Here is a 12,891-nt window from a genome sequence, read left to right as displayed (position 1 = left end):
AGTTGTTTAATTTTTAAGTAAAGATTGAAATTCTTTTAACCCTATTATATCAAATTTTGGACCTTCAAGTTGATCGATAAGTTCTGAAAGGCTCTGACCTGCAACTGATATTTGGGTATGAATATCACTATAGCTTACAGAGTACTTATTACTGAGAAAAGTTATCGCTTTTGCAAAATTTGAGAGAACTGAATCAAGAATGCTATTAATATCATCATTCAATGGCTCAATCCACTTCTTATGAAGGAATAATTCAACATCTTCGTCACTTAGATTCTCAATGGCATCTATGGTGAGCTGTTCCAACGCTACTTTATCTGTCTTAATTTCTTTGTTTAATTTGGTTTGTTTATTCCATAAGTCAACGATTTCTTTTAGCTTAGCTTTCGTCTCCGACTCTATGTCATCACCCTTTTCTTTTGAAGCGGCTGTAATAGCCTTTTTATTAAACCTTGTATTGTCATCTTCATCCAGATATTTCTCTGCTTCTTCCTCGGTAAAACCGTCGCGAAGTTCGTCGAGCGAGGAGACGATCTCTTCCACGTACGCCTGTTTATCACTGATAGCATCTAGCTCCGTCTGGAACTTTACGCGTTGCACTAAATCGAACGGAATAATACGCCCTTTCAGCCCATCGGGCACCTCAATTTCTTCATCGCCTTTCTTCACTATTTTATAGGCTTGTTCCACCACGCGTACGGCGTCGATACCCTCCGTCTGAATGGTCTCGATGTCGTTGGTGATTGTCAGCCAATTGTCGGAAAGCGATTGATAGGCCATATACTTATCCACTAAAGGGATCTGTTGCAAACGACGGAAGATATCGGTGGTTATCTCGTCTTGTTCTGCCAATTCCTGTACGGAAGTGACATTCGTGATTAAACGGCAATGAAGTACGTCGGCAAAGTCGGCGAAAGCATCAGCAAAGTCACGTTTTAAGTGGCATACATCGGCGTTCTGTTCTATTGTCCCCGTTACATCGTTAGTTCTGACACGGGCATACGGACGATCGGTTTCAGATTGGAACAGGTCGGCGCGCAACGAAGGCAACGCATCCCAATAGGTTTGCAACTGATTGATCTCACTCTCGGGAATTCCTCCGAACATGGTGGCATAGATGTCGTATGATTCGGCAGCTTCCGAAGAATCCACATAGCGGGGAATGTTGAGATTGTAGCCGTTTTGGCGAATTTCGTCGCGGCTCACAGCACGTGAGAAACCGGGGATGGTCGCACGGTCGCTTACCGTGTCGGCAATGCGCTTAATGTCGCAGGCACGAAGACGATTGTTCTTTCCGTCTTTCACAAAACCCTTGCTGGCATCGATAATTAGTATATCATCATTATCCCGATGTTGCTTTAATACCATGATGAGTGTGGGAATACCTGTACCAAAAAAGATATTGGCAGGCAGACCAATAATGGCATCAATATGGTTTTTCTCGATGAGGTTCTTACGTATCTTCCCCTCACCTTCGCTATCCTTCTCTGCATCGCCACGGAAGAGGACGCCATGAGGCAATACAATGGTGAGAATCCCGTCGGGCTTAAGGTGGTGAAGTTCATGAAGCAGAAAAGCGTAGTCTGCCTTGCTCCTGGGGGCTACTCCATAGTTCTTGAAGCGTGCATCATACTCGCCGTCTGTAGAATCCCAATGCTGCGAATAGGGCGGGTTTGACACTACTGCATCCACATAGAGTGGTTTACCCATGTCGCTACCAGAAGTTTCCAGCGGCCAATCTTCGCCAAGAGAGTCGGCACAGCGAGTCTCAATATTGCCGGGAGTGATGCCGCGCATCACCAGGTTCATGCGGGTAAGGTTGTAGGTATTTTCCTTCAGCTCTTGTGCATAATACTTCACACGGTTTTTGTCGGCAGTATGACGACCGATTGACTTACCAATGGTAATCAATAGTGAACCGGAACCGCTCGTTGGGTCGTAGATTTCAATCTGTTGCTTTTCCTTGTGATGTTCTGCCACGATTTCCGACATGAGCATAGCTACTTCGTGAGGTGTATAGAATTCGCCAGCCTTCTTCCCTGCATTGGCTGCGAAATTGCTGATAAGGTATTCATACACATAGCCCAGCACGTCGTAGTCCTGACTGCCATCCGTTGGAATATCCTTGATAAGCTTGATAAGGTCTTTCAAAGCACGTGTTTGTGAAGCGGGGTTCTCGCCCAGTTTGCTTAATCCGGTTTGCAGGGTTTTGAAGATGCCGACATACACATGTTTGTAATTGGGACCGATCAGCCGGTCGAAACTATTGAGCGCGGCGCTGAGATCGGCCACACTGAAATTTGACTCAGGCAACAGCCACGTACCAAACAGATATTTATACTCAATGAAATAACCAATATTATCCTGGCAATAATCCATCATCATTACAGCCTCCGGATCCTCATAGTCTTCTACAAGTGTCTTCAGATCGTCGTCACTCCATCCGATGCTACGAAGGTAGTTCACCTCATTATCTGAAAGAAATTTATAGAAAATGAGCCCTAGGATATAATCCTTGTATTCATTGGCGTCTATCTTTGAACGCATTTTATTGGCTGATGCCCATATTTTATTGACTAATTGTTGCTTATTCATTTTTATATGATAGATGTTTTTGTTATTATCTTTTTCGTTAGGATACAGCAAAGTTAGAACAAATCCATGCAGACTTACTGCATAGAAAAATATTTCTTGTAATTTTCCGCGATTTTCCTTGAAATTTGTATTCTGAACCAATCGGGAGATAATACTTCAACCTGCGGACCGTATGAAAATATGGTGGCTTCGAGTTCTTTATTAGGTCGGACTACAATGCTTATTGTACAAGCTTCTTCATCGGTCACTTTTTGTGTATGATGTATTGGCTTACTAACAACATACGGAAAACGTTCTTTGTCGAACTTAAGAATGATATTTTCTTCTTTTATATCATCACTTGGGTGGGTAACACCTATTATGTCATTAAAATGAGTAGAGAAATCAATATAGGTATTTTTTATAAATGGTATATTGGCATGCGTTATCTTCGAAATACGGTCTAATGCTTTATTGGCAATACGGTTTCCTCCATCATACTCTTCTAATCCAAAAAGGAACCAGCGGTTATTGAATTGCTTCATATAATATGGATGTAGAATACTAACAATTTCCTTCCCTCTGAAAGTTGTATAATGTACTGTCAACGGTTGATGATTAACTGTTGCATCAATAATATCAGAAAGAAATTCAAGTCCTCTCAATCCTTCGTTTTGTTCAAAAGATATTATGTTCTCCTGATTGGCTTTTACGCCAAAGCGATATTCAAGACTTGAAACTATCTCTTCAAGCCAAGCATAATTAGGAATGCCACGATAACGACCCAACATTTCAATTGTTGAGCGTAAATTAGATATCTCTTCAGGACTTAATTCATTCTTAAATATTGAAAAATCTCTATCTCCATAACGATAGTAGCACCTTTTGCCCTCGTACCGATAAGCCCGTATAGGGGCATCATACCCCACACGCTCGCGCATAAACTTTATATCTTCGCGAAGCTGACGTTCTTTAATGGTGGAATCATCACCGTAAAGGTCGTAAAGTCGCTCATTCACTTCTTCAAGAAGATCTTCGATATCATACTTTTTATTGAAGTTACTAAAACAGCGGTCTAATATCTGGTAACGTAATTGCGCATTTTTACCTGTTGACATAAATCCTATTTATAGTCTTTACAAGAGTTCAAATCCTCTATAATTCTCTTATTAAACTCTTTATCCTCTCCACGAAGCAAGCGCACCAACTTATACACTGTAGTACAAGGATTATGTGTTGCATAACGAGCATCATCGAAATTATCTGTTTGATTCTGCGCATAACGAATAGCACGAGCTTCATCACCGTAAGTAGTCATCGCTATGTGTGAATTTGAATCATTCTTCTGATAGACATATTTTACTTTCTGAGTATATAACGGAGACTCATTCACATGTTTACTGATAGTTTTCTTATACTCTTCACGACTCATCGCTGTTACGCGATTCACGAAATGAAAGACATACCATAATTCAAATGCCTCATTGCTCCAGGCACATCCAATGTCATATTGCTCTGCTTTAGTTATAGCGGCATTGAATGCCGAAGCCGGGAAATCGTCCTTGTCAAACACTGCCCAAACGGTATCGTATGGTGCACCAGAAGCTATCGCCTTATCCCGTAGTTCAATCGCTTTATCCACCACTTGCATTGTATTTATCTTTCCACCTTCGCACTCAATATCATAAACCATACTTCCGTATTGCATCTGATCAAATGATTGGAAGTAATTAGGTTCTGTCTTTTCACCCTCGCATACTATCAATATACGACAACGCACTTTAACGTCATCATGAACTGCCTCTCTGTAACCATACCATTCCAGATTTATTGATGAAAGTTTCTTCTTCTTTCCCATAGCTACAACGGTTGTTCAATGGTTTGCAAATAAGGAATGGCACCATAACGCCCTTTTATATAATTTCGTTCCAGATTGCCATCTCCTCTCGGCTTGGTCCCATCAGGTAAAACAATATGCATCAGGCTGTAAAGGTCTGTAGATTCTGTTTTATCCTTTTCGGTGAACCAGATCTGATCCCGGCGTAACAAATGAGAAGAGAGCAGGTTGGTGTCATGTGTGGTAAACAAGAGTTGGGCATGATGCGGATTGGTTTTCTCATTACTAAAGAGTTTGATTATATGCTGAGAAATCAACGGGTGCATTTTTGCATCCAATTCATCCATCACCAATAGCCGACCGTGACGTAGTGTTTCAAATAACGGCCCTGCCAACTCAAACAGTTTTTGAGTACCTTGCGATTCACAATACTCGAAACGGAAGCGCTGTTTACCTGTTATTTCTCCATCTCGGTTATAGACATTGTGCATAGTAAAGACATCTATCGCTTTTCGACCTTTTTCTATTTCACGCTCAGCAGCTTCTATATCAACGAAACCCAACTGCAAGTCCTTGAAAAATTGCAAAGCATCAACTGCTTCTGCTTCTTCATTCAAGAACAGCCTTTCCGTGAAACCCTCATACCCCTGGCTACTTAATCCGGATATGACAGTATATCCGGAGTTAAAGAAATCCAACACATTTTTGCTGATTACCCCGCCAAGCTGGGCGGCCAACGACAGAAACAAACGATTGTCATTGGTTCGTTCTTCCAGACCGACACCTTCGGCAAAAAGCATTTCGTTCACACCAATGCCTTCTTCATCACGGACGAAATAAGGCTGTTCTTTTTTATTCTTTTTGTTTATAAACAACCATTCACGTTCAATCTGCCGTGGGGTATAGTTAAAGCCATATCTTATACGAGTCTCATCTGTATCCAAATATACAATCTCAAAATGAGTAGCTTGGTTTCCAGCCCCTTCTTTCAAGAGAAATGGGTCGTAAAGCAACAAATCATAGTCGTTCAGCTTTACCGAATTCAACACCATGTTCTTCATGGCAGCCAATGCCATTACCAGATTACTCTTTCCGCTGGAGTTTGCACCATATACAGCTGCAGCAGTCAAGTATTTGTACCGCCCCTCTGTTACCACACATTCTTTTGGGGTATCTTGTATGCTGTTGGGCATCATTGAAAACGTTCTTTCTATCAGAAAAGAACGATAATTACCTACTGTAAATTGCAATAATGTTGCCATAGAATTACTTCTTTTATACTATTAATGCTTCAAAAATACACAATAAATTGATTGCACACTATTAAACTGAGAAAAAATCTCATTTTCAAATACCCATCAAAAAAATAAAATACAAAAGAGTGATAATTCATTGAAGTAGCACAAAGGAACAATATACTAATCAAGTATTAGGGAAAATACTTATTGTAATGACACATCCTGAATCTCTACATTACCCTCTGAAAAATATAAGCTGACAGAGAAAGGAGTTATTGTCTTAATACTATAACCTGAAGAGAGCGTCTAATTTATTCGCTTTGTCGCAAAAATAACACATTTTTTCGACCAATAGTTGTTTCTTGAAATATTTTTGTCACTAATCTAAAATCAATTGTCATTTCACACTATTTTGTGGCCTATGCTCTCAATTCTAATAAATCAACTTTACTTTATTGTCGTACCCTATATATACGATATATTAAAGTAAAGATAGGGAAGAAAGATAAAGAATAGTTTTCTTCCCTACCTTCAAAACCAGAAACTTGTAAAGCATACACGTGATATCATCCACTACCTAAGCGATATTAGTGGCGAAATCTCTACCCTCAGAGAGACCGATTCGTTAATGAAAAACAAAAACGTTAAAAGTGAGCGTTTTAACACACAGGAACAAGGATTTTTTCTAACTTCCTACCTTTTAAAGACCAACACAATGAACATCAACAAGTTATATATGCTGTATCGGGAAATAACGCCTTAAAATTAACTGTAAATAACGGTATCAATTAGTGATAAGTCTCTCATTTTGAGGGACTTTCTTCGTTTTAATACTTACCCATCACTTTTTCACCCTATTTTCGTACCGTATTTCTACCGCGAAACAATTTTGCGGTAAAGCCCGATGTCACTGAGGCATTAGTTGACATGTGTTGACAATGGTTTACGTATGGTGACAGAAAGTAGACGAAATTAAAATAAATAATGTCTAATTGATGAATGCTCCTTGAAAGTGCGAAAATTAAAACAAAATGCACTATCGCAGTGCAAAAATAATTATCTTTGCAAAAAAAGGAAGAAATATGGATAAGTTATTTGAACATTCCAATAGGCTGATAAAAGAAACTGATACGAAGTTTCTTCGATATATGTACGATGAAATAAATTGGAAAAGCAGGATGATAGGGCTTATCGGACCTCGTGGTGTTGGCAAGACAACATTAGTATTGCAATATATCAAGCAAAATCTCAATCCTGTTGAAACGCTTTATGTAACGGCGGAAGATTTCTATTTTGTTGATAACCGATTTATTGATTTGGCTGATACTTTTGTTAAGCATGGCGGTAAGTACCTGTTTATAGACGAAATCCATAAATACAAAGATTGGGCAAAGGAGCTAAAGTTGATTTACGACTATCACAAAGATTTGAATGTGGTATTTACAGGTTCTTCGGTTCTGGATATAAAAAAGGGAGCTTCTGATTTAAGCCGTAGGGCTGTTATATATAACATGCAAGGTTTGTCTTTCCGAGAGTATTTGCAATTGTTTCATGGTATTTCCGCAAGAACCTACTCGCTAGAGGAAATATTGCAGCACAAAGTTGAATTGCCAGTACAACACCCACTACCTCTTTTCTCTGAGTATTTAAAAACAGGGTATTATCCGTTTGCCTTAGAAGAAGATTTCGGATTACGTTTAGGGCAAATTATCAACCAAACGTTAGAAAATGATATTCCGATGTATGCCGATATGAATGTGGCAACAGGGAGAAAACTAAAGCAATTACTTGCTATTATCTCTAAAAGTGCACCATTCAAACCCAATATGAGTAAGATAGCAGAAATGCTATCTGCAAGTCGGAACAATATAGCAGATTATTGCCTATATATTGAAGAAGCGGGCATGATAGCTCAATTAAGAGATAATACTGGCGGGGTTCGAGGTTTAGGAAAAGTTGATAAAATATATTTGGACAATACTAATCTTATTTACAATCTTGCCGAAGATACATCCAATATCGGAAATATTAGGGAAACATTCTTCTTAAATCAAATGCGAGTAAAATATGACGTACTTTCGTCTTCTATCGCTGACTTCTTAATTGATGATAAAACCTTTGAAGTCGGAGGTAAGAACAAGGGACAGAAGCAAATAAAAGAAGTCGGAAACGGATATATCGTAAAAGACGATATAGAGAGCGGATATTTGAATGTCATTCCATTGTGGCAATTGGGGATGACTTATTGAGGATATTTCATAAGTTTCATTTTTATCCACAATTAATTTAATATTTTTGTATTTCAGGATAAGTATAGTTTGAGGTGGAGTTTATCTCCTCCCAGAAGTTTAAAATGCAAAATTTGTCGTCATTCAACACGCAGAGACTTTATTGTCTTGATTAACAGTCTATTAAAGCGTGCTGGCAAAGTGTGCTGGCAAATATCATTACAACATTGTCAGCACGCGAGATGTGCATGAGACAACTAGTTTCATTTTTGTTTTGTGCAGTGAAACAAGTTGTTTCCTATATAGAAAACAAGTCGTTTCCTCCATAGAAAACAAGTTGTTTTCTACATAGAAAACAGTTGGTTTCCTACTGTGAAACAGTTAGTTTCCTACCGTGAAACAGTTGGTTTTCTACCGTGAAACTGTCGACGTTCTTTAGAGATTACCAGATAACATTGCTAGTAATCATAATCTGATACAAAGCGTGACGACCCTTTCTCAACACGGCATTCAACACGCGTTTAATGCGCTGTTAATCAATAGAATAAATCCTTCGCGTGTTGAATGACGACAAAATTTGCATTTTAAACTCCTAGGAGGAGTTTTGGTTTGGAAAGGTAAAGTGAGGTAGAGTTATTAGCGTGGTTTATCACAAAGGTAAATATTTTTGCGACATAAACTAAAACTCCGCATAACTTCCATAACTTTGCAATCAAAACAAAAAACAACATGAAAAAGCCCTTATTACTTCTTTTCCTATCTACACTTTGCATCTTAGGATATGCTCAAAGTATGATACAGTTCAATGCCGACCGTTATAAACCTTGTCAGGCAGTAATTCTTTCATACGATCCCAAGGTTGTAACATTGATCATCAAACCACAAGAAGATGTAACCCCTTTTGAGTTATACATCGACCTGAAGGCTGTTGATGGCACGTTGACCGAAGGCTTTTACACTTCCGATGTGGAAAAAGACTCTTCAACAAATTCTATGTCTTCTCAACCTTTCTTTGTGCGGAAGTATCAGGGTTGGGGAAATGCCTATCGTATTTATCAAACCCGTAAAGTGAACCTGTATATACAACAATTTGAAGAAGATTACCTTGTGGCCGGTCGGGTAGAGCTCGAAACAGAAAACCCAAGTATGGTAGAGTTTCTGCATTATGGAGCAGTTAAAGAGGAACGAAATGAAGTGACCAAAATAATGGTTTGCGATCCTGACGATTATTTGAACAATCAAGGTAACATACTTTGGGGCGAAAAAACAATAAGCACTCCTTATGCTTTTCAACAACAGACAGGCGAGAAACAAAGAATATGTATTATCAACAAGCTGTTGTTCACAGACAGAGAATTGGAATATGGCGTCTCTTTTGAGTTTGATTCGGCCCACCACTTAACTTCTTCGGGAAGCTTTATTAATGATGATCCTGTTAATCCATTCAAAGCAACATTCTTCAATGATGGTGAAATAGAATATCCGTTAAGCAGTAAAATAGATGTGAAATACAACCGGAAGAAAAATGAATATGTGTTGAATTATCAAATGGAGCTTCCTGATAATCAAATATTGAAGGGCTCATACAAAGGAAGAATTCCGGAAGGCGATTTTTAATAGAACTTTTTCTCATATTTTCTCACCACGATGAGATTCTCATCGTGGTGAGAAAAAGACAATTACATGCTACATTTTGTAGCCTTTCCGTTATACTTAATCTCTATTCCTTTTGCATTCACATCAAAAGGTTTAGGGTTATTCTTATCAACAAAGATCACATTAAATACACGGTCTTTAAGCATACCTGGATATTCGCCTTGACGATCGCCAATAACTAATGTGTGCGATGCCTCGTTGTATGTTAATGGAATTGTGCTATACTGTCCTTGCTCATAATTGTAATTTACACCTTCGTCCTCATATAGTGTAAATGCTCCATCCTGTCCGGTATAAACATAAATAGTAATGTTTTCGGAGGGTTTCTCGTCTACATACTTTATCTCTGGTCCGTAAGGCATGATGGTTCCTTCGCGGAAATAGAGTGGCATTTGCTCGTATGGTGCGCTAACAATCAGGCTTTGACCTCCATGTATATATTTTCCGGTATAAAAATCATACCATCCGGTAGTAGCAGGGAAATATACTTCACGATTACGGGCACCATATTCATATACAGGACACACCATAAGCGAAGGGCCAAACATATACTGGTCGCCAATATCTTGTACCCGAGCGTCCCGGCCGAAGTCCATTACTAAAGCACGCATAATGGTGTAATCATCGAAATAAGCTTTTCCAGCCAAAGAGTAAATATAAGGCATCATGCGGTAGCGCAATTTAGTGTATGCCACAATAGATTTGTAAGCCGGATGGTTTTCGGGAGCAATGTTGTACACTTCGCGAAACGGATATTGTCCATGCGCACGGAACAATGGAGTAAATGCTCCGAACTGATACCAACGGGTGTTCAACTCGCGCCACTCTTTCATATCGGCATTTTCTTTGCCGGTTTGGTTAAATTCCATTTGAGCTTTTACATACCTGCCTTCTACGCAGAATCCGCCAATGTCCATTGTCCAATAAGGAATACCACTCATGGCAAAGTTAAGTCCGGCCGAAATCTGGGCCTTCATATCTTCCCAACGGGTAGCAATATCACCACTCCAGGTAGCTGTAGCATAACGTTGCAAACCAGCAAAGCCCGAACGGGTAAGCTGAAATACGCGGCGATTAGGATCTTCCTCCCGAAGGCCTTCGTAAATGGCTTGTGCATTCATCAAAGCGTAAGCGTTGAAATACTGGGTAGAGGGACCAAGTTCAGTGGGTCCGCAGAGTGCTTTGCGGTACTCCATATCCGTACAGTCGCGCACATTTGGTTCGCTGGCATCCATCCACCAGGCATCAATACCTAACGGATAAAGATGTTCTTTCATCTGTTGCCAGAATAGTTTACGGGCACCTTCGGAATAGGCATCGTAGAAAGAACCTACATAACCGGGGCCTACCCAGTCGCGGATATTGTCTTTCACAGCTTGTTGATACATCCAGCCTTTTTCGTCGAACTCCTTAAAGTGCTCGGTGGTTGCATAGAATTTAGGCCAAACAGAAATCATCATCTGTGCATGCATGGCGTGGATAGAGTCGACCATTGCTTTAGGATCAGGGAAACGTGCTTTGTCGAATTCGTGGCTTCCCCAAGCATCATCTTCCCAGTAGTTCCAGTCGAGTACGATATTATCAATGGGTATATTGCGTTTACGGAATTCTTTCAACGCATCTAATATTTCGTCCTGAGTTTTGTAGCGTTCACGACTTTGCCAGAAACCCATAGCCCACTTAGGCATGATGGGAGCTTTACCTGTGAGGGTGCGGTAACCGCTGATTACTTCGTCCATATCATTGCCATGTACAAAGTAGTAATCCATTTCGTTACCCATTTCGCTATCAATAGAGAGTTTGTTTTGCTCTTGTTCACTTACAGGGCTCAAGGCACGTAAGCCTAAATACGAAACTCCACCATCGGGTTTCCACTCTATGCGAAGAGGCACACGTTTGCCGGCTTCGAGATTAACAGTAAACTTATAACTGTTAGGATTCCAGGCTGTACGCCAGCGTTCGGGTACAATTAGTTGATTTTCAACATATACCTGTACATATCCGGCATAATGCAAATGGAAACGATAAGTACCACTCTCGGCCGATTCTATTTCGCCGGTATATTCTACAGACGAGTCGAATAGTGGAAAGTCTTTCGGCAAGTTTTCAATAGTCTTAATATCTTCGTAATAAATTGTACTTTCCGTACGTACTACCGAAGCTTTATCTTTCGATGCAGGAGTATATACAGCTGTTAACCCGCCTTCTTTTCCGTTAACATCGAACAGTTTGAAGTTCTCGTTTAGTTGTGCATATTCACGCGGGTCGCCAAAACGACTCAAAGAATAGTTATCCCATAATATCCCATAATTCTTATTAGATAATATAAAGGGAACAGATACTTTGGTGTTATACTGTAGCAGTGTTTCGTTTTTTCCTTTATAGTTGAATTCATCGGCTTGGTGTTGCCCCAATCCATAGAACGCCTCGTCGTTGGGCGATTCAAATACTTGTCGCATAGCGTATGCCTTTGTTCCTTCTACAGTAACAGGGGTAAAGCTCTTACCTCCTCCTGCGTTTTCGCGCAGAATGGTATTCCCATTTTTGTCGGTAAATACAATTTCGCCTGTATTGCGGTTAACACGAACTTGCAGTGCAGCTGTGATAAGCGTGAGCTGCTGCTCTGTTTCTTCAACTGAGAATGGGGTTTGATTTCCACTCTGTGGCACAATAATCAGACTCTTTTCTTGCGAGAAGTTCTTTTCGGGTGTGGCCGATACGCGAATTACATTGTCGTTAACAACCTGCAGTCTCACTTTTTTAGTGTCGGCCGATTGTTTTTGCTGTAAACTGATGATGATGCCATTTTGCGTTTTCTCATAACTTTGTTCGGAGCATGAGAATAGCGAGAAGCATGCCAGCATCCATAAACTGTACTTTAAGTTTTTCATGAATTTTACTGATAATATTATTATGTTGTAAAATTCAGAAATTTATCAGAAAACAAAGGATGTGTTTTGTTGCACAAATAAGTAAAGATATGGCAGTTATGTTTTCGTTTAGGGGATGTTTGGTTAAATACATCCCCTAATACATCCCCTGAATAGTTTTTATTCTGGATTATTCATGCTTGGAATACTTTATTGTTAGGTTCTTTTTTTCGAGCAGTTAAGTTCTGAAACAGGAGGCCAACGGCCTCTGCACAGTAGCGTAGGGCAGAGCCCTACGTATCCGATACAGAACCACACTGACCCCAACGGGGTCAACGCAATTTATTTAGAGTTGACCCCGTTGGGGTCACAATGCATATTATTTGCCAACGTAGGGCTTTGCCCTACGCTATGTGCGCCCCGCATGAGCAGCGCGCACTTGCGTGCAAGCTATTAAAAAGCCGCAAATATACAAATGATTTGTGTTA

At 40.0% G+C, this 12,891-nt stretch carries 7 protein-coding genes; 2 read left to right on the top strand and 5 right to left on the bottom strand.

Annotated elements, in window-relative coordinates; all coding sequences use genetic code 11:
• Positions 1–6: 6 nt before the first annotated feature.
• The 4 genes from D0T85_RS20330 to D0T85_RS20315 form a co-directional block, all read right to left on the bottom strand.
• On the bottom strand, positions 7–2,595 hold the full coding sequence (locus tag D0T85_RS20330) for a type I restriction-modification system subunit M (RefSeq protein WP_163215349.1): 2,589 nt from the start codon (positions 2,593–2,595) through the stop codon (positions 7–9).
• A 74-nt stretch (positions 2,596–2,669) separates the two neighbouring features.
• Positions 2,670–3,692, bottom strand: coding sequence for a YafY family protein (locus tag D0T85_RS20325; protein ID WP_163215348.1), 1,023 nt, complete (start codon positions 3,690–3,692; stop codon positions 2,670–2,672).
• A gap of 5 nt (positions 3,693–3,697) precedes the next feature.
• Positions 3,698–4,432, bottom strand: a complete 735-nt coding sequence (locus D0T85_RS20320; protein ID WP_163215347.1) for an RloB family protein — start codon at positions 4,430–4,432, stop codon at positions 3,698–3,700.
• Between the two features lie 2 nt (positions 4,433–4,434).
• A complete protein-coding gene (locus D0T85_RS20315) occupies positions 4,435–5,673 on the bottom strand; it encodes an ATP/GTP-binding protein (protein WP_163215346.1) in 1,239 nt (412 codons plus the stop codon).
• Between the two features lie 1,058 nt (positions 5,674–6,731).
• Here D0T85_RS20315 and D0T85_RS20310 point away from each other — a divergent pair.
• Both D0T85_RS20310 and D0T85_RS20305 read left to right on the top strand, forming a co-directional pair.
• Positions 6,732–7,898 carry an ATP-binding protein gene (locus D0T85_RS20310; RefSeq protein ID WP_163215345.1) on the top strand — a complete coding sequence of 389 codons (1,167 nt, stop codon included), beginning with the start codon at positions 6,732–6,734 and terminating at the stop codon, positions 7,896–7,898.
• A 708-nt stretch (positions 7,899–8,606) separates the two neighbouring features.
• Entirely contained in the window at positions 8,607–9,494 is an 888-nt protein-coding gene (locus D0T85_RS20305) for a hypothetical protein (protein ID WP_163215344.1), read from the top strand.
• A 62-nt stretch (positions 9,495–9,556) separates the two neighbouring features.
• On the opposite strand, the gene D0T85_RS20300 is transcribed toward D0T85_RS20305, so the two are convergent.
• Positions 9,557–12,424 carry a TIM-barrel domain-containing protein gene (locus D0T85_RS20300; RefSeq protein WP_163215343.1) on the bottom strand — a complete coding sequence of 956 codons (2,868 nt, stop codon included), beginning with the start codon at positions 12,422–12,424 and terminating at the stop codon, positions 9,557–9,559.
• Positions 12,425–12,891 lie beyond the last annotated feature (467 nt).

The sequence above is a fragment of the Bacteroides sp. 519 genome (assembly GCF_010500955.1).
In the GTDB taxonomy this organism is placed as follows: domain Bacteria; phylum Bacteroidota; class Bacteroidia; order Bacteroidales; family Bacteroidaceae; genus Bacteroides.
Note: the sequence above shows the minus strand (reverse complement) of the source record. Positions and strands in the feature narration are given on the sequence as shown.

What these genes read in the sequence shown, in the direction of transcription:
- D0T85_RS20300 (WP_163215343.1), bottom strand. Translation starts at nt 12,424, where the DNA reads ATGAAAAACTTAAAGTACAGTTTATGGATGCTGGCATGCTTCTCGCTA.
- D0T85_RS20310 (WP_163215345.1), top strand. Translation starts at nt 6,732, where the DNA reads ATGGATAAGTTATTTGAACATTCCAATAGGCTGATAAAAGAAACTGAT.
- D0T85_RS20325 (WP_163215348.1), bottom strand. Translation starts at nt 3,692, where the DNA reads ATGTCAACAGGTAAAAATGCGCAATTACGTTACCAGATATTAGACCGC.
- D0T85_RS20315 (WP_163215346.1), bottom strand. Translation starts at nt 5,673, where the DNA reads ATGGCAACATTATTGCAATTTACAGTAGGTAATTATCGTTCTTTTCTG.
- D0T85_RS20320 (WP_163215347.1), bottom strand. Translation starts at nt 4,432, where the DNA reads ATGGGAAAGAAGAAGAAACTTTCATCAATAAATCTGGAATGGTATGGT.
- D0T85_RS20330 (WP_163215349.1), bottom strand. Translation starts at nt 2,595, where the DNA reads ATGAATAAGCAACAATTAGTCAATAAAATATGGGCATCAGCCAATAAA.
- D0T85_RS20305 (WP_163215344.1), top strand. Translation starts at nt 8,607, where the DNA reads ATGAAAAAGCCCTTATTACTTCTTTTCCTATCTACACTTTGCATCTTA.